Below are 21912 nucleotides of genomic sequence, written 5' to 3'. Positions count from 1 at the left end.
CCATGAAGAACCTGTTTATCGCCTCCCTGCTGCTGAGCGCCAGCCTGCCTTTGATGGCCGCCGAGAGCAACGACCCGCTGGTCAAGCAAGGTGAATACCTGGCCCGTGCGGGCGACTGCGTAGCCTGCCACACCGCCAAGGGCGGCAAGCCGTTCGCCGGTGGCCTGGGCATGGAAACGCCAATCGGCACGGTGTACTCCACCAACATCACCCCGGACGCCACCGGCATCGGCAGCTACAGCTTCGATGACTTCGATCAGGCCGTGCGCCATGGCATCGGCAAGAGCGGCAGCACGCTCTACCCGGCCATGCCCTTCCCCTCGTATGCCAGTGTCAGCGATGACGACATGAAGGCCCTGTACGCTTACTTCATGCACGGCGTCGAGCCGGTGGCGCAGGCGAACAAGGACACCGACATTCCGTGGCCGTTGAGCATGCGCTGGCCACTGGCGATCTGGCGCCAGATGTTCGCGCCAAAGGTCCAACCAACCCCTGCACCGGCAGGCAGCGACGCGGTGGTCAACCGTGGCGCCTACCTGGTCGAAGGCCTTGGCCACTGTGGCGCTTGCCACACGCCGCGGGCCATCACTATGCAGGAAAAAGCCCTCAACCCCGCCGACGGCAGCCAGTTCCTGGCCGGCAGCGCGCCACTCGAAGGCTGGATCGCCAAGAGCCTGCGCGGTGACCACAAGGACGGCCTGGGCAGCTGGAGCGAAGATGAGCTGGTGCAGTTCCTCAAGACCGGCCGCAGTGACCGCACCGCGGTGTTCGGCGGCATGAGCGATGTGGTCGAGCACAGCATGCAGTACATGAGCGACGCCGACCTGACCGCCATCGCCCGCTACCTCAAGACCCTGCCGGCCAGTGATCCGAACGACAAACCGCATGTCTACGATCCGAAGGCCGGCGACGCCCTGTGGAAAGGAGACGACAGCCAGCGCGGTGCCTCGGTGTATATCGACAACTGCGCGGCCTGCCACCGTACCGACGGCCATGGCTACACCCGGGTGTTCCCGGCACTGGCGGGCAATCCGGTACTGCAGGGCAGCGTCCCGACCTCGCTGATCCATGTGGTGTTGGCCGGCGGCACCTTGCAAGCGACGCACACCGCGCCATCGACCTTCACCATGCCGGCGTTCGCCTGGCGCTTGAGCGATCAGGAAGTCGCTGACGTGGTGAGCTTCATTCGCGGCAGCTGGGGCAACCAAGGCGCGCCCGTCAGCGCGGCGGACGTTGCCAAACTGCGCACCAGCGACATGAAGCACACCTCTGGCGACGATCTGGGGCAAGTCACCCAGCATTGATCGCTGTAGCGAGGGGGCTTGCCCCCTCGCTACAGGTTTGGATCGTGATATCACCTCCTCCCCGCGTGATGCCCAGCAGGTCGTCACGACGCCATGCGAATCCGCACCCGTGGCTACGAGCTGACCGGCGTGAAGGGAATACTGTAAAGCGCAGGCGCACGGTTGGCCCGGTCGAACAGGGTAACAGCCAAGCCATCGTCATCGCGCTGAGTATGCAAATAGCCTGCGGTCAATACTGCGCAGCGTCCTGCCCCGGCGCCCTTGAGAAAGTACAGGCGCTGTTGCTCAACCACTTGCGCGAGTTCGACTTCGAGCCCGCAGGCCCACGGCCCACCGAACCGAATGGAGCCGGCAAGCGTGCCGGGCGCTGCGTCGGCGCGCAAATTGAGGACGACCGGGACAGGACGCGCCTTGTCTTCGAGCACGCCCTGGAAGTTTTCGGCTCCTGCGGACGCCGAGAACAGTGTCGCCAATGCCATAACGCCGATCAGGGTAGAAGTAAAAAGCCTCATGCAAACGCTCCTTGTCAGTGATGTTTGAGGTTCAAGGGATGGGCGCGTTGGCCGCCCATTGGATAAAATTGGCCGCCCATTGGATAGAAAGTGACGCCACTTCACCGCCCAGCCAAACGAGCAACACGAGGGTGAACAGCCAGAAGCCACTCCTCATGCCTCTTCGTCGTGTCCGGGGCCGACAGATCGGCGCCACGTCCGTCGAGTCGATCAGGCCGCGCAACCGGCTGCTCTGCTCAGCCGACAGCACCAGCAATATCGAGTGGTCAGTGTGTGGGAGCATGACGAGCGCTCGCGTAGTGGCCGAACATCTCGCCGTTCAGGCGCACGGTGATAGCCGCCGCGTCGCTACCGGGCACCTCGATGCGCAGCTGATGCACCCGCTGCCTGACGCCTGGTACACGCCCGACCCGCAGCGCCAGGGTGCCGCAGGCATCGATGCACTCCACGGTCGCCGCCATCTCGACCTCCATCGCCGCGACCCGAGTGCCGGGCCATGTTCGGGCACAGTTGCGCTGCGCGCGGGTCAACTCGCCACCCAAGGCATGAGCCAGATCGTCCAGGGCCAGCATCAGGACTGCCCGCCATCATCGGGCAGCCAGTACGGTCTGCGCGCAAAACCGACGTGGTAGATCTGCGCCTGCAGCACGACCTGGTGCTCGCCAATGTTGAGCAGCGAAAAATTCTTCTCGATACCGATGATGCGCCCGCGCGGGGAATCGCTCAGGCAGCGGTTGAGCAAGGCAAGCTCATCTTCTACTTGGGCTTGCGAGCTGAGCTTCTCGGGATCGGTGCTGCCGACCACGATGCGCTTCACGTATCCTACGTCCGTCAAATCGAACATTGCGTGTCTCCTCCATGGCAGATGGCTGACCGTCAGCGCGATGCCGCCCAACGCTGGCGGTCAGGTCAACGATCGTGTTTATGCCGTTATCTGGGTGATGCTCCTTGGCGCTACCGACTGGGCGATCATGCCCATTACCCGCGCCAGCCCTTCGGGCATGCCGTTGTCGGCGGCATGCACCTGCACGTGATACTTGGCCGACTGGTCAGTGGATCGGGTGTTTTCCTTGTGCGAGGAAATCGAGCCCGAAATAGTCACCTTGGCGCTGAAAGGGCCCCAGCCGATCTTGGCTTCAGCCGACATTGCTCCCTGAGTATCGGTCGCCTCTCGAAATTGCGACGCGTTTTTCACCTCCATATCGAAGCTCACATCGACCTTGTTGATCGACAGGTTCGGTACCTTGACCACGGCGAGCAGCGGTACTTCCAGCTCGACCGTCTCCATCGGATTTTCCCCGTCGGCAGCGGGCACGCTCTGCGAGGGTCGGTCGAAGCGGAACATCACGTTACGCACCCCGCCCACCCCGCTCGGATCCGCGCCATCGGACGCCGGCGGCAGGAAGCCCACCACCTTGATGAAATCCGCCGTGGCATTGGCCAGGCGTACCTGCGCATCACAGGCGGCCGTCAGCGGAGCGCCGATCAGGTCGCCCATCGGCAGACCACGGAATTGGTCACCCATTGAAAAGTCAGTCATTAGCATCTCCTTGCTGTTCAGATTAATTGATCCAGGTTTTGCACCAATCGAGCCATGCCTTCGGAACACGGCTGGGTCTCGACTCTGAGGGTGACGTGCGCAAGCGGCCCGCCTTCCCCATTTCGACGAACGCCGAGATCGACGTTCAAAGGTGTGTGCGCCGCGATTGGCCAGGCCGCAGCGCTTTCATCCGTTGCGTTCTGGTCAGTAGTGCTCTTGGCCACAGGCGCCGCCGGCGAAGCGGAATCATCGCCACCGTTATCTGCGCAAAGGCCCACGTCGAACGAAATTTCCATGTCTTTGACTGCCAGCAACCGCGGGCCAATCAGTGACAGCAGTGGCACACGCACCAGCCGCTCTTCCCCCGGACACGCATCAGGCGACGACGACGGCAACCTGACTTCGATGCTCACCGGGCGGTTGTCGTCGTCGAAGTACTGGCGCACGGTGGACACCTGGACGCGCTGCATCTTGTCCTGCGCTTCGGCGACCGCGCCGGCGATGCTCTGGATGAGCAGGTGAAGAGCTTGATTGGCCACGGGTGACACTCCTTGTTGTCGAGTGCGTTCAGGATAGGCACAGGCCGCGGCACGGGCTTGGACGTGCGTCCCGCGAACTTGTACAGGCGTCCCGGATTGCCAGTTTTTCAACAGCTGATCAGCTCGCGCACCCAATGCGCGAAGGGGCAGCGGTTGCCCGGTTTGACCTGCAGACCGGAAAACACCGACGGGTCACCGCGCTGCATGGCGGTACGCGCCGCCCGCGGCGACAAGCCGAAGGCCTTGCGAAACAGGCGGCTGAAATGGGCTTCATCGGCGAACCCGTGCTCACACGCCAGGTCGACGATATGCCGCCCGCTGTTGGCGACGTCGCACAGTGCCAACAGACATCGGCGCAGCCGGCGCTGGCGCAGGTAATGACACACGCCGCCAAGCCTCTCGAAGGCCCGATAGAGCTGGCTGCGCGACACCCCCAGCTCCTTGGCCAGCGTTACCGGAGCGAGGTCTTCGCGGTGCAGGTTCTGCTCGATATAGGCCCGCACCCGGCGGCCTAGGTCGACATGCAAGGTCGAGGGCGCCGGCGCTTGACGAGCAGCGGTCTGGCCGAAGCAGGCCGCCACCAACTCGATAATCGGCCGCGTCAGCCTGAGCGCCTCATGCATGACCAGCCGCGGCGCCGCAGCGGCCAACGACACCAACAGCACAGACAAGAACTCGCCGGCGGCCGAGTCGCGGCGCAACACCCGGCCATGCAATTGCTCGGCGTCATGTAGCAGTGGCGCCAATGCCGTGCGCGGAATCAACAGGCTCACGCCCTCGCTGGCGGTCGTACGGAAGTCGGCCGGCTGGGCCAGATCGAGCATCACCATGTCCGAAGCACGCACCCGCAGGCCGTTGCCTGCCACCAATCCGCGCTGCAGCGGCAGGTGCAACAGATAATGATCGAGGTCACACCAGCCCAGCCGCACACTGTCGCGGTAGTAGCGGGCCCCATCGAGGCGCCCGCGGCACAACAGGAAGCGGTTGAAATGGTAGACCGTCAGGCAGGCTGAAAACCCCTCCCCCTCGGCGGCGTTCGCTTCGAACAGCGCCTCGATGGTCAGCCGCCAGGCGCGCAGGCGCTGATCGCACGGCACATCGAGCGTCGTGCTGTGAAAGCTGGGAATGGCTGCGCTACCTTGCGCGTTGTCGTGGCTGTTACCTTGAGGAAAGAAATCGAAGTCCATCGTACCGGCTCATCTATGGTCGAGTCGGCGGATTGATTCATGAAGAGCGGCGATGAAACATAGGAGCGCATTTCCCTGTTGCACTGCACGCTGATACGCAGGCTCAGGTTCGGCATCGGCCAACGTCGGTCCACGGGTCGATGCTGAGCAGGCCGGCATGCAGGTCGTCGATGCCCGGTATAGCGCAAGCTACAGAATAGCGCTGGCAAGCAAGGACTGCCGGGCCTCGAGTCGATACCCGGCCAGACTGCCCTCAGGTCGCCGCCAATACCCCGCGGCGCACCTGATCGCGTTCGATGGATTCGAACAGCGCCTTGAAATTGCCCTCGCCAAAGCCGTCATCGCCCTTGCGTTGAATGAACTCGAAAAACACCGGCCCCATCAGCGCTTCGGAGAATATCTGCAACAACAAGCGCGGTCGGCCGTCCTGCGAACTGCCATCGAGCAGGATACCGCGCGACTGCAAAGCATCCTGCGGCTCGCCGTGATCAGGCAGTCGCCCCTGCAGCATCTCGTAGTAAGTGGCGGGCGGCGCGGTCATGAAGCGCATACCCAGGGCCTTGAGCGCGTCCCAGGTCTTGATCAGGTCGTCGGTGATAAAGGCCACGTGCTGAATGCCCTCGCCGTTGAACTGCATGAGGAATTCCTCGATCTGCCCGGCGCCCTTGGACGACTCCTCGTTCAACGGGATGCGGATCATGCCGTCGGGGGCGGTCATGGCCTTGGAGGTCAGGCCGGTGTATTCGCCCTTGATGTCGAAGTAGCGGATCTCGCGAAAGTTGAACAGGGTTTCGTAGAAGTTCGCCCAGTAGGCCATACGGCCGCGGTAGACGTTGTGGGTCAGGTGGTCGATCAGCTTCAGCCCGGCGCCTTGCGGGTGACGGTCGACGCCTTCGATGAATTCGAAATCGATGTCGTAGATCGAGGTGCCTTCGCCGAAGCGATCGATCAGGTACAGCGGCGCGCCACCGATCCCGCGGATAGCCGGCAAGCGCAGCTCCATGGGCCCGGTGGCGATCTCGACCGGCTGGGCGCCGAGCTCCAGCGCGCGTTTGTAGGCAAAATGGGCGTTGCGCACGCGAAAGGCCATGCCACACACCGAGGGGCCGTGCTCGGCGGCGAAATACGCGGCCGGGCTGCCAGGCTCGTGGTTGACGATGATATTGATCGCGCCCTGACGGTAGAGCGTCACCTGTTTGGAGCGATGCTGGGCGACTTTGCTGAAGCCCATGATCGCCAATACAGGCTCCAGGGTGTTGGCGGTGGGCGAGGCGAATTCGATGAATTCGAAGCCCATCAGGCCCATGGGGTTTTCATAAAGATCAGTCATGGTTGATTTCCGGTAGGCACAAGAAGAGTAGAGAGCGTTCCTATCTACCGATCCTCTGGCGGCGCACAGGGAATGCCCCGCACACTGCGCGCCAAAAAGTCACCGTGGATCAACTGCAAACCTAGAACCTTCATGGATTCTTTTATCCTTATGGGCGTAATGAGCTTACGTCTGGGCAATGTCCGCCGTTTGCAGCGTGCTGTCAAACGAGTAGCTGGACGCCATCGGTCAGCGTACCTTGCGCCAATCGATCTTTTATTGAGATATTATAAATCTTATCAATCTTTTTAAGAGAACGTAAATGGACCTCGCCTCCCTGGAAATCTTCCAGATCGTCGCCGCTGAAATGAGCGTCACCAAGGCGGCCGCGCGCCTGGGGCGGGCACAATCCAATGTTTCAACGCGCATTCAGCAGTTGGAAGAATCACTGGGCGCCGCGCTGTTTTCGCGCGAAGGCAAGCGTATGGCGTTGACCGAACAAGGCCGGGTGTTAATGGACTATTCAATGCGCCTGCTGGCATTGGCCGATGAAGCCCGGCAGGCCATGCACCCGACTCAGCCGAACGGCACCCTGCGCATCGGCGCCATGGAAAGTACTGCGGCCACGCGCCTGCCAGCGGTAGTCGGCGCGTTCCATCGACAATGGCCCGGCGTGGACCTCAAGGTAAGCACCGGCCACTCCCTGGGGCTGCTGCGCGCACTGGACGACGGCCTGATTGATTGCGCCTATATCGCCCTGCCCCCACACGAGCACGGCTCGGCGCAAACGCTGCTGGCAGCGCAAAACCTCGACGGGCGGGCGGTGTTTCGCGAGCAGATCATGCTGTTGATTTCAGCCGCGCGGCCCACTCTCGTAGCGCCAGGCGATGCCCCATTACGCCTGGCCGCGTTCAAGGCTGGCTGCACCTATCGAGCACTGGGGCAGCGCTGGATTGCAGACCAGTGGCCGGACGGCGCCCAGCGTCTGCACATCGAGGATGTGACCTCCTACGACGAAATGATCGCCCGCGTCGCCGCCGGGCAATGTGCGAGCTTCGTCCCCCAAAGTGTGCTTGAGCGTAACGGCCCCATGGCCGGCATCCAGGCCACTCACGCGCTGGACGTGGACACATGGCTCGTCCACCGCAACGGTTACGCCACCCCGGCGTTCGCCCAGCTCAGCGCCCTGAGCGGGCAATCGCCAACATCCATCGCCTTGCCAGAAAAGGGGACCCTGCAATGAACACCCACGCCCTTCTCCAACAGCTGCACATCGATCACCCGATCATCCAGGCACCGATGGTCGGGGTCTCCACGCCGGAGCTGGCGGCGGCGGTGTCCAACGCCGGCGGTCTGGGCTCCATTGGCCTTGGGGCCAGCACTGCCGAGCTTGGCCGGGCGCTGATCGACAAGACTCGCGCCCTGACCGAGCAGCCGTTCAACGTCAACCTGTTCTGCCATGCGCCAGCGCGTTTCGACGACGCGCGCAATGCGGCCTGGCTGGCGCATCTGCGGCCACTGTTCGAAGCGCTGGGGGGCGAACCACCGACGAACCTGAAAGAAATCTACACTTCGTTCCTTGCCGACAGCGCCATGTTGCAGATGCTGATTGAAGAACGGCCCGCGGTGGTGAGCTTCCACTTCGGTGTGCCACCAGCGGAGTCGGTCCAGCAGTTGCAGGCGGCGGGCATTTTCACTCTCGGCTGCGCGACGACGCTGCACGAGGCGCAGGTCCTCGCCGATCATGGCGTCGATGCCATCGTCGCCCAAGGCGTCGAAGCCGGCGGCCACCGGGGCGTGTTCGATGATGCACCCGGTAAGGACGCGCAGTTGGGCCTGTTCGCGCTGTTGCGGCTGATCACCACCCACCTCGACCTGCCAGTGATCGCTGCCGGCGGCATCATGGACGGCGCCGGCATCGCGGCTGCCTTGCAGCTAGGCGCCAGTGCGGTGCAGTTGGGCACCGCGTTTATCCTCAGCCCGGAATCATCCGCCACGCCCGCGCACCGGGCGGCGTTAGGCAGCGCGCGGGCCAGCGACACGCGCATCACCAGCAGCGTCTCCGGGCGCCCTGCCCGGGGCCTGGTCAACCGGCTGTATCTTGAGCACTCGGCAACCCACCCGCCCCTGCATGCCGAATACCCACTCGCCTACGACGCCGGTAAAGCGCTGCACGCGTTGGCCGCGAGCCAAGGCAGCAACGACTTCGCCGCTGAATGGGCCGGGCAAGGCGCGCCGCTGGCCAGGGCAATGCCTGCCGGTGAGTTGGTGGCGGTGTTGATGAAGGAATATGCCGCTGCGACCGCTCGCTGAAGCCAGCATGCCAGTGACGCGATAGCCTCGCCGCGTGCCGTCAATCCGCGCCGAGCGGCCCGTCTGCGGCAACGGTGCGATCGACCAGACGGATACTGTCGCGCCCGCCGCGCTTGGATTCGTACAGCGCGGCATCGCCCTGCTCGATCAAAGCCGCCAGGCTGGCAGGCGGCTGGTCGAACAGACTGACGCCGATGCTCAAGGTCACGGCGGCGGGCGTCGCGAACGCCTGCGCTGCGGCCTGATGGAATCGCGCGCGCAGTGCACCGCCCAGCTCGACGACAGCGTCAAGGGAGGCGTTACCGAGCAACAGCACGAACTCGTCACCGCCCAGCCGTGCCGCCAGTGCACGTTCGGGCAGCAACCGGCGGATCATCTCGCTCAGCTCGACCAGCAGGCGGTCGCCGGCCGTATGGCCGTAGAGGTCGTTGACCAGCTTGAAGTTATCGATGTCGATCAGCAGCAACGCACCTGGGCGGCCCGTCCCGACCTCGGCGAACACCCGTGGCGCCCTGACTTCGAGGGCGCGGCGGTTATACAGGGCCGTCAACGGATCGCGGGCGGCCAGCCGGGCGATGTGTCGCTCGCGCCGGTAGCGTTCGGTGCCGGTCATCGACAGCGCGATCAGCATGATCGCCATGACCCCCTCGACCAGGGAAATACGAATGATCTGTCCACCAAAGGTCGCCAGGTCGATCAACGTGCCGGGCAGCGCCGCCGTGATGGCTTTGACCAGATAGAAAACCCCATGCAACAGCAGGACGTAACGCAGCTGCACCGCTCCCACACTCAGTGACTTGCCGTGGGGCCGCAGGAGCAGGCTGGCCCGCAGCATCAACAGCGCCACCAGCGTGGAATTGACGATCAACATGACCGTCGACCAAAGCGGCCCACCCGGCAACAGCAGCATCGCCACCCAGAGCGCGAAGATCAGATACCAGCCCCGCCCCAGACGCGCCTGGGTGAAACGCGCCACCCCCAGCAAAAACAGCCAGTGAGCCGTGACCAGCAGGCCATTGGCGAACCAGATACCGATCAGCAACAGGCCGCTGCTGCGCAGCAAGGCCAGGGTCGAGCCCACGCTGATGAGGGCGAAGCCGGCGCTCCAGAGCAGTAGCGAACGCTCGCGTACGCTGCGCCACTCCACCGCCAGGTACAGCGCGGCAGCGGCTGCCAGGGCGATGGAGAGGGTCAACATGGTGAGGGGGTCGAGCGCCATTGCTGATCAGCCTGTCAGGACTACGATGGAGAGGTTTCAAGTGTAAGGGGTTTGGCGCGCCTCCAGAACACCTGCGACATCAAGGCCGCTTTATCAAGCGCGGGCCCTATCAGCAATTCTGACACCCCCATCAGGAATGCAGATTGGACCTGGGCGCCACTCTGCGCTTTAGTAATAGTCGTCATACCTCTTGCCTGACAGAACCCTCTCTATGTAAGGGCCCTTAGATGCCAAATGTTCTTGATACCTTCCGCCTCGACGGCCGCCTCGCCTTGATCACCGGCTCCAGCGCCGGCATCGGCCTGGGCATTGCCCGTGGCCTGGCCCAGGCCGGCGCCCAGGTGGTGCTCAACGGGCGCAACCAAAGCACCTTGCGCGACAGTGCCGCGCTGTTGGCCGCAGAAGGCCTGAAGGTGCACACCCAGGCCTTCGATGTGACCGACAGCAGCGCCATCCAGGCCGCCGTGGCCGACATCGAAGCGCGCCTGGGGCCGCTGGAAATCCTCGTCAACAATGCCGGCATGCAGCGCCGCGGCCCCTTGGAGGATTACAGCGAGCAGCATTGGCGCGAACTGCTCAGCACCAACCTGGACAGCGCGTTTCTGGTGGGCCAGGCGGTGGCACGGGTGATGATCCCGCGCCAGCGCGGGCGCATCATCAATATCTGCTCGGTGCAAAGCGAACTCGGCCGCCCAGGCATCGCCCCGTATGCGGCCAGCAAAGGCGCGCTGAAAATGCTCACCAAGGGCATGGCCATCGATTGGGGGCCCCACGGCCTGACCATCAACGGCATCGGCCCCGGTTACTTCAAGACCGAACTCAACGCCAAACTGGTGGCCGACCCCGAGTTCAGCGACTGGCTGGTCAAGCGCACCCCCAGCCGCCGTTGGGGTGACGTCGCCGAACTGGCCGGCGCTGCGGTGTTTCTGGCCAGCGACGCGGCCAGCTTCGTCAACGGCCATATTCTTTATGTCGATGGCGGCATCACCGCTTCGCTCTGACGCTGAACACCAAAACAATCGGAGAGCCTCATGCACGCCATTGTCTGCCACGCTTCGAAAGACCTGCGGGTCGAACCTCAACCTCAACCCCAGCCCCTGGCCCCCCACCAGCTTCGCGTGCGTATTGCCCGGGGCGGTATCTGCGGCTCTGATCTGCACTACTACCAGCACGGTGGTTTCGGCGCCGTGCGCCTGCGCGAGCCCATGGTGCTGGGCCATGAAGTCTCTGCGGTGATCGACGCCGTGGGCAGCGACGCCGGGCCGCTGCGGGTCGGCCAGCGGATTGCGGTATCGCCATCCCGGCCTTGTGGGGGGTGCCGCTTCTGCCAGCAGGGCCTGCCCAATCACTGCCTGCACATGCGCTTTTACGGCAGCGCCATGCCGTTCCCGCATATCCAGGGCGCGTTCCAGGAGTCACTGGTGATCGACACGCATCAGGCCCACGTGCTGGCCGATCATGTCAGCCTGGCCGAGGGTGCCATGGCCGAGCCGCTGTCCGTGGGCCTGCATGCCATCCAGCGCGCCGGGGCGATCTTCGGCAAACGCGTGCTGGTGACCGGTTGCGGTCCCATCGGCAATCTGTTGATCGGCAGTCTGCGCGCCGCCGGTGCCGGGCAGATCGTCGCCGTCGACCTGGCCGCCGGGCCGCTGGTCTGCGCCGAAAAGATGGGCGCCAACCGCACCCACAATCTGGCCATCGAGGCCGATGCGTTGCAGCGTTACACCGTCGACAAAGGCTTTTTCGACGTGATGTTCGAAGTCTCCGGCAGCGCCCAGGCCCTGCGCAACGGCCTGGAGTGCGTCGCGCCGCGCGGCGTGGTAGTGACCGTCGGGCTGGGCGGCGATGTATCAGTGCCGTTGAATTTGCTGGTCAGCCGCGAGATCGATCTGCGCGGCACCTTTCGTTTTCATCCGGAATTCGCCCAGGCCGTGGACTTGCTCAACCGCAAGATCATCGACGTGCGTCCGATGATCTCCCACACGGTGCCCTTCCAGCAAGCGGTCGAGGCGTTCGAACTGGCCTCGGACAAGAGCCGGGCGATGAAAGTGGTGCTGGATTTTGGCGTGGAGGACTGACTGAGCAACTGAAAAATTCGACGCGCACTGCACGGGCGTGCACTCCTGAAGAAGACGGGTTGTCAAAGGGTGTAAATAGTTTCACCTGGCATTTCGTTCAGAACCCTCTCGCTCAGTCGATAGGCTAGTAGGTGATGTCACAATAATGTCATCGCCTTGCATTTTTCACCCCGATCAAAACGAGAGAATTGAAAAATGACCTTCCTGAACGACATCAAACTGGCGACCAAACTACTCACGGCGTTTGTGCTTTGTGCGTGCATCACGCTCGGCGTTGGTTTCGTCGGGCATCTGGGCATCAGCTCGATCAGCGCCAATCTCAAGGATATTCTCACCAACAGCCTTGTTTCGATCGAATACACGAGTAATGCGCGGGCAAACGCCATCGCTCACTATCGTGACGTGCACAAGATCCTCCTGCTGAAGTTGACCCAAGGCACGCAAGCCGACATCGACGCAGCCATTGAGTCGATGAACAACAATCAGCAAGACGTCGAAAGCCAGTTCAAACAGTACCGCCAGACGCCCCTGGAAGATGACGAGCGCGTCGCCGGCGACCAGTTCGAAAAAGACTGGCCCGCCTATATAGCCCTGGCCAACCAGATGACTCGGGATGTCCAGAGCGGCAATATGGACGCCGCGCTTCGGACGTTCCAGACGCAGATAGAGCCTGCCTACACCAGCGTCAACAATGAGTTGAAACTGATCATCGCGTCCAACAAACGGCAAGGCACTGAAGCGGGCCAGGCTGCGCAGGCGACGGACGATCATGCGAACCTGATGCTTGCCCTGGGCGTGCTGATCGCGTTCGTGCTCGCGATCACTATCGGTTTGATCATCACTCGAGCCATTACCCGCCCCATCAATGGCGCACTGATAAGTGCCCGACGCATCGCCGAAGGTGATCTGACCTTCGCTATCGAGGGTGGCGGCAAAGACGAAATCGGCCTGCTACTCGGCGCGTTCGCCACGATGCAAGGAAACTTGAAGTCGACCATCCGCGAGATTGCCAATGCCTCGGATCAACTGGCCGCGGCCGCCGAAGAGTTGAGCGCGGTCACCACCGAAAGCTCCCAGGGCCTGACTCGCCAGAATGACGAAATCCAGCAAGCCGCCACAGCGGTCAATGAACTGACAGCCGCCGTGGAAGAAGTTGCCCGCAACGCGGTCAGCACTTCGGACGCCTCCGAGCAGACCAGCAAGGACGCGTTGACCGGCGGTACTCAAGTCAGGAAAACCATCCAGTCGATCAGCGTCATGGCCACCGGCATCGGCGACTCCACTCAGAAAGTCGAGCTGCTGGCCGGTCAAATCCGGGAGATCAGCAAGGTCCTGGATGTGATTCGCGCCATTGCAGAACAAACCAACCTGCTGGCCCTCAACGCGGCGATCGAAGCGGCGCGGGCCGGGGAACAAGGCCGGGGCTTCGCGGTGGTGGCGGATGAGGTGCGCGCCTTGGCACACCGTACCCAATCCTCGACCGGTGACATCGAGACCATGATCAACGCGGTCCGCACCGGCGCGGATGCGGCGGTGGTGGCCATGAGCAAAAGCCAGGTGCTGGCCGGCGAAACCCAGACCGAAGCCGCCGAAGCGGGCTATGCACTGGAGCGCATCACCGCCGGGGTTTCGCAGATCAACGAGCGCAACATGGTGATCGCCAGCGCGTCGGAGGAGCAAGCGCAGGTTGCGCGTGAAGTGGACCGCAATCTGGTGAATATCCAGGACCTGTCGACCCAGAGCTCAAGCGGTGCGCGCCAGACCAACGAGTCGACCCTGGAGCTTTCCCGCCTGGCCGTGTCGTTCAGGACGCTGGTGAGCAAGTTCAAGATCTGACGGGGTGTCCCCAGGCGGTTGCGACAGCCCTGTCGCGCTTTTACTCTGGGAGCCCTTACACTGTCCGGCATGATGAAAAAGGAGATTTTCATGCTGGATCTGATCGGCGACATCCACGGCTATGCCGAGCGCCTGGAAGCACTGCTGCAAAAGCTCGGCTACCACAAACGCGGCTCGGCCTGGCGCCACTCCGAACGCCAGGCGGTGTTCCTCGGCGACTATGTCGACCGCGGCCCGCAGCAACTGCATACCGTCAATATCGTCCGCGCCATGGTCGATGCCGGCTCGGCGCAAGCGATCATGGGCAACCATGAATACAACGCGGTAGGCTTCGCCACCCTCGATACCGAACGGCCCGGCGACTATCTGCGGCCCAGAAGCGAGAAGAACAGCCATCAGCACCAGGCCTTCATCCGCGAGGTGGCGCTCGAGTCCAGGCAGCATAAAGAGCTGATCGCGTGGTTCAAGACCTTGCCGGTCTATCTGGACACCGGCGAGATTCGCGCGGTGCACGCTTGCTGGCATCAGGGCTATCTGGATGCGCTGGCGCCATACCTGAACGCCGATCACTCGATCAAGGACAGCGCCTGGCCGATCTTGCACGACAGCGATTCACTGGCCCATCGAGCCGTCGAAACCGTCCTCAAAGGCACCGAGGTCCAGTTGCCCGACGGCGTCTTCTACACCGACAAGGACGGCGTGCAGCGGGACACCACGCGTACGCGCTGGTGGGACCGCGCCGCGCAAACCTATGCCGGCGCGGCGATCGTCGACGAGCAATTGCGTTCGCGGCTACCGCAGCTGCCACTGCCCCAGACGCTGCTGTACAACTACGACGAGCTGCGCCCGGTGTTCATCGGCCATTACTGGGCCAGCGGTACGCCGCGCATTCACACGCCGCATATTGCCGTGCTGGATTACTCCATCGGCAAGGGCACGCCGGACGGCAAGCTGTGTGCTTATCGCTGGAGCGGTGAGGCGACGCTGTCCAATGACCATTTCGTCTGGGTGGATGGGCCGCCTGACGTGCATCGATAGCGCCTGCCGGCCGACTGGCGCAATCGTCAGTCGCCCACTAACGTACTGCTTGAGACCGTCAATCAGGGCCCCCACGCGAGGGCCTTTCTTTCGCCCGACAGGATGTTTTGCCATGGCAACCTTTCTCGCCGGTGGTCGCCGCCTGGCGACCACCGTGCTGCTCGTCGCCCTCGCCGCCTGCAGCCAGGCGCCGAGCACCGCGCCTGTTCAACCGGTGCAGGTCACTGTCGTCGCCATCAACGATCTGCATGGTTATCTGCAACCCAATCCCTGGACCTACAAGGACGCCGCTGGCACCGAGTACACGCTCGACGCCGGGGGTATCGCCACCTTGGGCGGCATGCTCGACCAACTGCGCGCGCAGGATCCGCAACTGTTGTTCGTCGGTGACGGCGATCTGATCGGTGCCAGCCCGGCGATCTCGGCCATGTGGGCCGATGAGCCGACCCTTGAAGCCTTGCATGGCATGGGGCTGCTGTTGAGCAGCGTCGGCAACCACGAACTCGACAACGGCAAGGCCGAGCTACTGCGCCAGATCAACGGTGGCTGTCAGTCCTCGCGACCACAAAAAGCCTGCAAGTTGCGCCCCGACTACCCCGGCAGCGGCTTTCCCTACATCGCCGCCAACCTGATCGACACCGCCACCGGCAAGCCGCTGCTTGCGCCCTACCGCATCGAAGAAAGCCATGGCGTCAAGGTCGCCTTTGTCGGCGCCGTGCTGCGCGACGTGGCGCAGATCGTCAGCCCCAAAGCCATGCAAGGCCTGCAAGCGACCGACGAGGCAGACGCCATCAACCGGGTGATTCCCGAGCTCCTGGCCCAAGGGGTGAACGCGATCATCGCGGTGATTCACCAGGGTGGCAGCACCCCGGAGCGCTTCGATCAAAGCGATTGCAGCCAGCTCAGCGGCGCTATCATCGACGTTGCCCAGCGCCTCGATCCTGCCGTCGACGCGCTGCTCAGCGGCCATTCCCATCAGGGCTATCTGTGCAAGGTCGGCCATCTTTCGGTCACTCAAGGCAGCTCCTACGGCCACCTGTTGACCCGTCTTACGCTGCAAGTCACGCCGGGCGCGCACCATGTCACGGCGGTGACCACCAGCAACCTGCTGGCCGATCCGCAGCTTTACACCCCGGATGCCAAGATGGCCGCCTTGCAGCACGAAGTCGAAGCGCGCAGCGATGCCATCCTCCTGCAACCGGCCGGCCGTATCGCTGTGCCCTTGGTGAGTCGCCGCCTGGACCGCAACGGTGAATCAGCGCTGGGCGATCTGGTCAGCGACTCGCAACTGGCCATGACCCGCCCCTGGGGCGCGCAGATCGCCTTCATGAACGTCGGTGGCATTCGTAACGATCTCGAACAGGCGCGAGGCAAGGGGCTCACCTATGCCCAGCTCGCCAGTGTGCAGCCGTTCGACAACACCCTGGTGCTCATGGACCTTACTGGCGAACAGCTAGTGGCGCTGCTCAACCAACCGTTCAGCGCCGCGGCCTTGCATCTGTTGCAGGTGTCCCAGGGGTTCAGCTATCGCTGGGACGCCAGGCGCCCGGCCGACAGCCGTGTGGTGCCGGGCAGCGTCATGCTGGATGGCAAGCCACTGGAGATGAAACGCAGCTATCGCGTGGTGTCCAATGCGTTTCTCGCCGCAGGTGGGGATCGGTTTTCGGTGTTCAAGCAAGGGACCAGGGTGGTGGACAGCAAACTGGTCGACCTGGAGGCAATGCTGCAGTACCTGCGGATCAACGAAGCGAAGCACGTTGCCGTGGGAGCGACGCACAGTGCCGGGCGGATTGTGCGGGTCGATTGAAGATGCACAAGGCCACATAGGCTGATAGCCACCAGAGGGGCACTTCTAATCTGTCACCATTCTCTGCTAGCCTCAGCCGCCAGATCAGCATGAACAGGTGGATCGAATGGCTTTCGTGAACGAGTACGTGAAGGAAATCATCGAGCTGGAAGTGGCGTTGTTTCATGCCCGGGCGCGGCTCGAGGCCACCGCCGATGACGAGGCGCTTCACGATTTGCGCATTTGCATCCGGCGTATTCGCAGCCTGCTCAGCCCGCTGCGCTCCATCGCGGCCACAAGCTCGTTGCGCGAAGCGGCGGCACAGGTGGGCCGGCTGACCACGCCGACGCGGGATCTGGAAGTCATGGCCATCGAGTTGCAGGCACGCGGTATGCCCGCCGAGGCCGCCGCGCGAAGAGCCCGGTTGCAGGCGGACTACAAGGCCATACTTGACGATGCCGCACTCAAGCGTCTGTTCGTCGCGCTGGACAACTGGCCGTCGCTGTTCCGCGCCGAAGACGCCGGGCGCGACTCTGCCAAGCTCAAGCGCCTGATCGGCAGGGCCCTGACCAAGCAGATCGACAAACTCCATGCAGCCTTGAACGACCCGCAGTTCGACCGCCATGAATTACGAATACTGGTAAAACGCTCGCGCTACCTGACCGAAGCCTTCCCGCATTTATCGCCCTTGTCGAAAAATGCCGCCAAATCGCTCAAGGCCGTGCAAGCCGCACTGGGCTCTTGGCATGACCATTTCCAATGGTGCCTTAAGGCCAAGGAGCAAGCCGACCTGCAACCGCTGGAGCAGATATGGCTGCAGGCTTCAGTACAAGAACTGGCGCAGGCCGAAGCCGAGATAAAACGCCTGCAACGGCTGCTGCCGGACATCCGCAAAAAACACCGGGCCGCCCCCGTCAGGCAGCCCGCTCGATAACGTCCAGCAGCTCGACGAACCGCTGGGCACCGAATGGTGACCTAACCCCCTACCGCTTCTGGCCGGGCGAAGCGCAAACAATCACGCCCCGCATGCTTGGCGGCATACAACGCGCTGTCTGCGCTGCCGATCAAGGCGTCGGCACTGATCTGCGGCGCAGTGGCAGCGGCAATGCCAAGGCTGATGGTGACGCGCGCACCCTCACCCAATGCCGGGTGCGGCATCTGCAGGGCAGCGACTGCCGCTTGCAAGGCTTCGGCCAGGACCCTGGCCTGGCTGGCATCCGCATCCACCAACAGCAGCAGAATTTCTTCACCGCCGAACCGAAAGGCCAGCGCGCCAGCGTCCTCGGCCGTCTGCTGGACCGCTTCGCTGAGGCGCTTGAGGCACGCGTCACCCTGCAAGTGGCCGTAGCTGTCGTTGTAGGCCTTGAAGTGATCGATATCGAGCAGAATGGTCGCCACGGGCGTGGGTGCGGCCTGGGCCTGTTCCCAAACATCCATCAGGACCTCGCCTTGGTAGCGCCGATTGAACAGTTGGGTCAGGGAATCGGTTCGCGCCAGACTCATCAACTGTTTTTGCAACAGCCGGCCACGCAAAGAGAACAGATAACTGAAGCGCTTGCCGCGCTCCATGAAGTAAGTGGCCATCACCAGCAGCGCGGCCGTCGAGACGAACAGCAACGCGTTGGACTGCCAGATGATGAAGTCCGCGAAGTGCGCCAGGTAAGTCGTCACCAACTGAATGACCACCATACACAGCATGGCCCAGGCGGCGTAACGCAACGGCATCTGCTGGATCATGGTGCAATAGACCATGATCAACACCATGCCCAATTGAAAATGCATGCGATAGGGGCTGTCGCTGTAGATCATCACCACCAGGGGCATTAATGACGACAACACCGTGCCCGTGGCCGCGACCGTTTCAAGCGCCCAGCGTGATTTCAGGCGCTGAAGCAATACCAGCAAGCCGATGATCATCGGCGTGATCAGGCACACCCGGCCCAGCGCCACGTACGCGAACATGTCGTGCAGCGTCAGCCAATCGCTGAGCATGAATACGTTGTAGACCAACCCACCGATGATGCCGATGGTGGTCAGAAACTGCAGCCGCTGTTGATGGGTGTCGGCTTCGTAACGGTGCTCCAGCTCACTGTCGAATCGCAGTCTGCGGACACCCGATGCAATGGCTTGCTCGACCTGTGCAAGGAGGCGCGGATCGTCAGCAGTGGAATGATCAGGAACGCTGAAAGGCATGGGACACCGGGCAGGAAGCTATGAATCAGGGTACGACAGCCCGAATGATATCTTAGTGCCATCATTTGACAAGAATATGTCGATTAGAGGTCAGCCCAGGTTGTATCGGCTGTGGCAGGCAGGACCCTTGCCGTCACCGGTCTCTATCAAGGCCTTGGGTCGAGATCCCCCACGGGAGCTGCGTGCGCAGCATTGGCGGGTGAACATTACTGCCCGCTCAGACGGGAGATGGACGACGAGCTGCGCGCTGACCAGCCGACAGGCGGTACCCCCGGCAACCGTTGAGCCTCTACAGACGGACGGTATTCAACACCCCGCATCCGGCTGTTTCCCAGGCCACATACATCAGCCATGCGATATACCAGCATCCAAAATCATGAATACGAACTGATGTTCCTACGCGATTAAGCTTCCTGCGCGGGCGGTAGCGGCCAGCGCCTGGCCAGTCAGGCCGCCCCACCCATCACAACAATACATCTGCCAACGTCAGGAATTGCCATGCCCCCCGCCCCCTCGCTTACACCCGCCACTGCCGGGAGTCACCCTACGAACACTCCCCACTACATCGCGGGCCAATGGGCCGCTGGTCAAGGCGACGAAGCCATCGTGGTCCATGACCCCAGCACCACCCGGCCCTTCGCCGAACTCCAGGGCGCCAGCCTGACGCAAGTGGATCAGGCCGTCGCCGCTGCGCGCGCCGCCTTGCCTGCATGGCGCGCCTTGAGTGGCGCCGAGCGTAGCGGCTATCTGCGCCGCTTCGCCGAGCAGATCGAGCAACGGCGTGGCGAGCTGCTGGCGCTGCAGATGCGCAACAACGGCAAACCGGAACACGAAGCCAGTATCGATATCGACGACGCCGTAGCCACCTTTAACTACTATGCGGTGCTGGCCGAGCAGCTTGATGCCGGCCAGGACAGCGACGTGCCGCTGGCGGTGCCGGGCTTTGTCGCACAAACGCGGCGCGAGCCAGTCGGCGTGGTGGCCTTGATCGTGCCCTGGAACTTCCCGCTGGTGACCAGCGCCTGGAAGCTCGCCCCGGCGTTGGCCGCAGGCTGCACCCTGGTGCTCAAGCCGTCCGAAGTCACCCCGCTGATCGAACAAGCCTACGGGCAGATCAGCGACGCCATCGGGCTGCCGGCGGGCGTGTTGAATATCGTCATCGGCGCACGCCAGGTAGGCGCAGCCCTGAGCAGTCATCCTGGCCTGGACAAGGTCTCCTTCACCGGCAGCAATGCGGTGGGTAGCCAAGTGATGCACGCCGCCGCCGAGCAGTGTCGGCCGCTGACCCTGGAGCTGGGCGGCAAGTCGGCCATCGTGGTGTTCGACGATTGCGACCTCGACCAGGCAGTGGAATGGATCGTCGCCGGAATCTGCTGGAACGCCGGGCAGATGTGCTCGGCCACCTCCCGATTGGTGGTGCACGAACGCATCAGTGACGCTCTGCTGCAACACCTGGCCACGGCTTTCGAGGCGCTCAAGGTGGGCGACCCGGCTCAGGGCCAGGTCGAGATGGGCCCACTGATCAGCCAGGCGCAATGGGCGAAGGTCAACGACTACTTCGCCCTCGCCCAGACCGAAGGCTTGCGCTGTCTGGCCGGCGCCAAGGCAGTGGAACAACCCGGCTGGTTCGTACGCCCGACGCTGTATGCCGACGTGCCAAGCGGCAGCCGCCTGTGGAACGAAGAGATCTTCGGGCCGGTGCTCTGCACCCAGCGCTTCAGCAGCGAGCAGCAGGCCATCGACATCGCCAACGACAGCCGCTTCGGCCTCGTTGCCACGGTGATCAGCAGCGATCTGCAGCGCGCACAACGCGTAGCGGCGGCGCTGGAGGTCGGGCACGTGTGGATCAACTCGGTCCAGGCGGTGTTCGTCGAAACCTCATGGGGCGGCACCAAGGCCAGCGGCATCGGCCGTGAACTGGGCCCCTGGGGGTTGTCGGCGTATCAGTCGGTCAAGCACGTGACCCGCTGCCTCGGCTAACGGCCATGCGCTAGGCGCGATGCACCGCCAGCAGATCATCGATAAAGGCCCGCACCGCTTCGCTCTGCGGGTGCCCGACATGGGTGATCAGGCGGTGCTGCACGTCATAGCGCAGCGGCGTGTCGCCCAGCTCGCGCATCTGCCCGCTGGCGATCCACGGTTGAGCATAGTGCGCGGGCAGATAGCCCAGGTGGGTGCCCGCCAACACTCCATGCACCACCGCCTCCATATGATGCGCAGTCGCCGATGCACGCCGGGGCACTATCGGCAGCACCTGGCTGGCCGACAGAAAACCGTGGCGGATCCAGTCGGCGTCCTGCAGTTGCGCGGTATCGGGCTGCGGGACCGCGAACAGCGGATGCAGACGACCGCAGAACACGCCGATCGCTTCGCTGTACAGGGCTTGGTAGTCGAGCGTCGGCAACTCCCGGCTGAAATATGACACCGCCATATCCAGTTGACCGTCGATCACCGCGCGCTCGAGCTCGGTGGGCGAATTGACGTGGATGTGCAGATGGGTATCGGGCTCGCGCTGGTAGAACCGCGCGATGGCCGCATCGATGCGCGCGGTGGGCAGGGTCGCGATGTTATCGGCCACGCCCAAGTACAGATCGCCCACCAGACGCCCCGACAGCCCCTGAGCCTCATCGCGAAACGCATCCACGGCACCGAACAGTACGGCCGCCGCGTCGAGAATCCGCTGGCCCTTCTCGGTCACCCGAAAGCCACCCTTGCCGCGCTCGCACAGACGATAGCCCAGGCGTTTTTCCAGCCCGGAGATGTGCATGCTGATGTTGGACTGGCTCATGTTGAGCTCGGCCTGGGCGGCGCTGAAGCCGCCGCACTTGACCACTACGGTAAAGATCCGCAGCAGGCGCAGGTCCATATCGGCGACGTTTCTCAACACGGTGTCTGACTCATTGACGATGACCACACGGGGGAGCGAGGCATTCAATGCCAGGGCAGGCAGCGTGTCAATTGCGCGTTCCAACGCGATTAGTTGATGAATCCCTGAAGTGATTATTTGCCCCCACCGATTTGCCCCGCCCGCGGTACTCGCCAGAATCCCCGCAGACAA

General features: G+C 63.2%; 20 protein-coding genes. 10 read left to right on the top strand and 10 right to left on the bottom strand.

The genetic code is table 11. From position 1 onward, the window contains the following. The first annotated feature begins 2 nt into the window (after window positions 1-2). A complete protein-coding gene (locus LIX93_RS00940) occupies window positions 3-1304 on the top strand; it encodes a cytochrome c (RefSeq protein WP_226502143.1) in 1302 nt (433 codons plus the stop codon). Window positions 1305-1417: 113 nt separating this feature from the next. On the opposite strand, the gene LIX93_RS00935 is transcribed toward LIX93_RS00940, so the two are convergent. From LIX93_RS00935 to hppD, 7 genes are all read right to left on the bottom strand, one after another. Continuing rightward, window positions 1418-1816 carry a hypothetical protein gene (locus LIX93_RS00935; RefSeq protein ID WP_226502142.1) on the bottom strand — a complete coding sequence of 133 codons (399 nt, stop codon included), beginning with the start codon at window positions 1814-1816 and terminating at the stop codon, window positions 1418-1420. Window positions 1817-2082: 266 nt separating this feature from the next. Beyond that, entirely contained in the window at window positions 2083-2388 is a 306-nt protein-coding gene (locus LIX93_RS00930) for a hypothetical protein (RefSeq protein WP_226502141.1), read from the bottom strand. Beyond that, complete coding sequence (locus LIX93_RS00925) at window positions 2388-2660, bottom strand: hypothetical protein (RefSeq protein WP_226502140.1); 273 nt, start codon at window positions 2658-2660, stop codon at window positions 2388-2390. The genes LIX93_RS00930 and LIX93_RS00925 overlap by 1 nt, the downstream gene beginning before the upstream one ends. A gap of 78 nt (window positions 2661-2738) precedes the next feature. Then, window positions 2739-3356, bottom strand: a complete 618-nt coding sequence (locus LIX93_RS00920; protein ID WP_226502139.1) for a DUF2589 domain-containing protein — start codon at window positions 3354-3356, stop codon at window positions 2739-2741. Window positions 3357-3373: 17 nt separating this feature from the next. Beyond that, on the bottom strand, window positions 3374-3895 hold the full coding sequence (locus LIX93_RS00915) for a DUF2589 domain-containing protein (RefSeq protein ID WP_226502138.1): 522 nt from the start codon (window positions 3893-3895) through the stop codon (window positions 3374-3376). Window positions 3896-4002: 107 nt separating this feature from the next. Beyond that, complete coding sequence (locus LIX93_RS00910; RefSeq protein ID WP_226502137.1) at window positions 4003-5082, bottom strand: helix-turn-helix domain-containing protein; 1080 nt, start codon at window positions 5080-5082, stop codon at window positions 4003-4005. Window positions 5083-5335: 253 nt separating this feature from the next. Then, window positions 5336-6412, bottom strand: coding sequence for a 4-hydroxyphenylpyruvate dioxygenase (hppD, locus tag LIX93_RS00905; RefSeq protein WP_226502136.1), 1077 nt, complete (start codon window positions 6410-6412; stop codon window positions 5336-5338). Window positions 6413-6713: 301 nt separating this feature from the next. Between hppD and LIX93_RS00900 the strand changes: the two genes are divergently transcribed. Together LIX93_RS00900 and LIX93_RS00895 are read left to right on the top strand one after the other, a co-directional pair. Beyond that, window positions 6714-7634 carry a LysR substrate-binding domain-containing protein gene (locus LIX93_RS00900; protein ID WP_226502135.1) on the top strand — a complete coding sequence of 307 codons (921 nt, stop codon included), beginning with the start codon at window positions 6714-6716 and terminating at the stop codon, window positions 7632-7634. After that, window positions 7631-8704, top strand: a complete 1074-nt coding sequence (locus LIX93_RS00895) for a nitronate monooxygenase (RefSeq protein ID WP_226502134.1) — start codon at window positions 7631-7633, stop codon at window positions 8702-8704. Before LIX93_RS00900 ends, LIX93_RS00895 begins: the two co-directional genes overlap by 4 nt. A gap of 40 nt (window positions 8705-8744) precedes the next feature. Here the strand turns inward: LIX93_RS00895 and LIX93_RS00890 are convergent, their stop codons facing one another. Then, window positions 8745-9923 (bottom strand): GGDEF domain-containing protein, encoded by a 1179-nt coding sequence (locus tag LIX93_RS00890; protein WP_226502133.1) that lies wholly within the window; start codon window positions 9921-9923, stop codon window positions 8745-8747. 227 nt (window positions 9924-10150) lie between these two features. Here LIX93_RS00890 and LIX93_RS00885 point away from each other — a divergent pair, with 227 nt between their 5' ends. The 6 genes from LIX93_RS00885 (at window position 10151) to LIX93_RS00860 (ending at window position 17595) form a co-directional block, all read left to right on the top strand. Beyond that, entirely contained in the window at window positions 10151-10924 is a 774-nt protein-coding gene (locus tag LIX93_RS00885) for a glucose 1-dehydrogenase (RefSeq protein WP_226502132.1), read from the top strand. 30 nt (window positions 10925-10954) lie between these two features. Continuing rightward, the gene (locus tag LIX93_RS00880; protein ID WP_226502131.1) at window positions 10955-12001 is read left to right on the top strand and encodes an L-idonate 5-dehydrogenase; all 1047 of its coding nucleotides are present in this window, start codon (window positions 10955-10957) and stop codon (window positions 11999-12001) included. A gap of 195 nt (window positions 12002-12196) precedes the next feature. Further along, entirely contained in the window at window positions 12197-13837 is a 1641-nt protein-coding gene (locus tag LIX93_RS00875) for a methyl-accepting chemotaxis protein (protein WP_226502130.1), read from the top strand. Window positions 13838-13927: 90 nt separating this feature from the next. Then, window positions 13928-14875 carry a metallophosphoesterase gene (locus LIX93_RS00870; RefSeq protein WP_226502129.1) on the top strand — a complete coding sequence of 316 codons (948 nt, stop codon included), beginning with the start codon at window positions 13928-13930 and terminating at the stop codon, window positions 14873-14875. Window positions 14876-14987: 112 nt separating this feature from the next. After that, window positions 14988-16682, top strand: coding sequence for a bifunctional metallophosphatase/5'-nucleotidase (locus LIX93_RS00865; RefSeq protein WP_226502128.1), 1695 nt, complete (start codon window positions 14988-14990; stop codon window positions 16680-16682). 106 nt (window positions 16683-16788) lie between these two features. Then, window positions 16789-17595 carry a CHAD domain-containing protein gene (locus tag LIX93_RS00860; RefSeq protein ID WP_226502127.1) on the top strand — a complete coding sequence of 269 codons (807 nt, stop codon included), beginning with the start codon at window positions 16789-16791 and terminating at the stop codon, window positions 17593-17595. 41 nt (window positions 17596-17636) lie between these two features. On the opposite strand, the gene LIX93_RS00855 is transcribed toward LIX93_RS00860, so the two are convergent. Beyond that, window positions 17637-18854 (bottom strand): diguanylate cyclase, encoded by a 1218-nt coding sequence (locus tag LIX93_RS00855; RefSeq protein ID WP_226502126.1) that lies wholly within the window; start codon window positions 18852-18854, stop codon window positions 17637-17639. 498 nt (window positions 18855-19352) lie between these two features. Here LIX93_RS00855 and LIX93_RS00850 point away from each other — a divergent pair, with 498 nt between their 5' ends. Continuing rightward, complete coding sequence (locus tag LIX93_RS00850) at window positions 19353-20834, top strand: aldehyde dehydrogenase family protein (protein ID WP_226502125.1); 1482 nt, start codon at window positions 19353-19355, stop codon at window positions 20832-20834. A 10-nt stretch (window positions 20835-20844) separates the two neighbouring features. Here LIX93_RS00850 and LIX93_RS00845 read toward each other — a convergent pair whose 3' ends face one another. Further along, on the bottom strand, window positions 20845-21741 hold the full coding sequence (locus tag LIX93_RS00845) for a LysR family transcriptional regulator (RefSeq protein ID WP_226502124.1): 897 nt from the start codon (window positions 21739-21741) through the stop codon (window positions 20845-20847). Between the last annotated feature and the right edge of the window lie 171 nt (window positions 21742-21912).

It is taken from the genome of Pseudomonas sp. MWU16-30317, assembly GCF_020515695.1.
Taxonomy (GTDB): domain Bacteria; phylum Pseudomonadota; class Gammaproteobacteria; order Pseudomonadales; family Pseudomonadaceae; genus Aquipseudomonas.
The sequence above is the reverse complement of the archived record's forward strand: the minus strand, read 5'-3'. Positions and strand labels throughout refer to the sequence as shown.

What these genes read in the sequence shown, in the direction of transcription:
- LIX93_RS00940 (WP_226502143.1), top strand. Translation starts at nt 3, where the DNA reads ATGAAGAACCTGTTTATCGCCTCCCTGCTGCTGAGCGCCAGCCTGCCT.
- LIX93_RS00935 (WP_226502142.1), bottom strand. Translation starts at nt 1,816, where the DNA reads ATGAGGCTTTTTACTTCTACCCTGATCGGCGTTATGGCATTGGCGACA.
- LIX93_RS00930 (WP_226502141.1), bottom strand. Translation starts at nt 2,388, where the DNA reads ATGCTGGCCCTGGACGATCTGGCTCATGCCTTGGGTGGCGAGTTGACC.
- LIX93_RS00925 (WP_226502140.1), bottom strand. Translation starts at nt 2,660, where the DNA reads ATGTTCGATTTGACGGACGTAGGATACGTGAAGCGCATCGTGGTCGGC.
- LIX93_RS00920 (WP_226502139.1), bottom strand. Translation starts at nt 3,356, where the DNA reads ATGACTGACTTTTCAATGGGTGACCAATTCCGTGGTCTGCCGATGGGC.
- LIX93_RS00910 (WP_226502137.1), bottom strand. Translation starts at nt 5,082, where the DNA reads ATGGACTTCGATTTCTTTCCTCAAGGTAACAGCCACGACAACGCGCAA.
- hppD (WP_226502136.1), bottom strand. Translation starts at nt 6,412, where the DNA reads ATGACTGATCTTTATGAAAACCCCATGGGCCTGATGGGCTTCGAATTC.
- LIX93_RS00900 (WP_226502135.1), top strand. Translation starts at nt 6,714, where the DNA reads ATGGACCTCGCCTCCCTGGAAATCTTCCAGATCGTCGCCGCTGAAATG.
- LIX93_RS00895 (WP_226502134.1), top strand. Translation starts at nt 7,631, where the DNA reads ATGAACACCCACGCCCTTCTCCAACAGCTGCACATCGATCACCCGATC.
- LIX93_RS00890 (WP_226502133.1), bottom strand. Translation starts at nt 9,923, where the DNA reads ATGGCGCTCGACCCCCTCACCATGTTGACCCTCTCCATCGCCCTGGCA.
- LIX93_RS00885 (WP_226502132.1), top strand. Translation starts at nt 10,151, where the DNA reads ATGCCAAATGTTCTTGATACCTTCCGCCTCGACGGCCGCCTCGCCTTG.
- LIX93_RS00880 (WP_226502131.1), top strand. Translation starts at nt 10,955, where the DNA reads ATGCACGCCATTGTCTGCCACGCTTCGAAAGACCTGCGGGTCGAACCT.
- LIX93_RS00875 (WP_226502130.1), top strand. Translation starts at nt 12,197, where the DNA reads ATGACCTTCCTGAACGACATCAAACTGGCGACCAAACTACTCACGGCG.
- LIX93_RS00870 (WP_226502129.1), top strand. Translation starts at nt 13,928, where the DNA reads ATGCTGGATCTGATCGGCGACATCCACGGCTATGCCGAGCGCCTGGAA.
- LIX93_RS00865 (WP_226502128.1), top strand. Translation starts at nt 14,988, where the DNA reads ATGGCAACCTTTCTCGCCGGTGGTCGCCGCCTGGCGACCACCGTGCTG.
- LIX93_RS00860 (WP_226502127.1), top strand. Translation starts at nt 16,789, where the DNA reads ATGGCTTTCGTGAACGAGTACGTGAAGGAAATCATCGAGCTGGAAGTG.
- LIX93_RS00855 (WP_226502126.1), bottom strand. Translation starts at nt 18,854, where the DNA reads ATGCCTTTCAGCGTTCCTGATCATTCCACTGCTGACGATCCGCGCCTC.
- LIX93_RS00850 (WP_226502125.1), top strand. Translation starts at nt 19,353, where the DNA reads ATGCCCCCCGCCCCCTCGCTTACACCCGCCACTGCCGGGAGTCACCCT.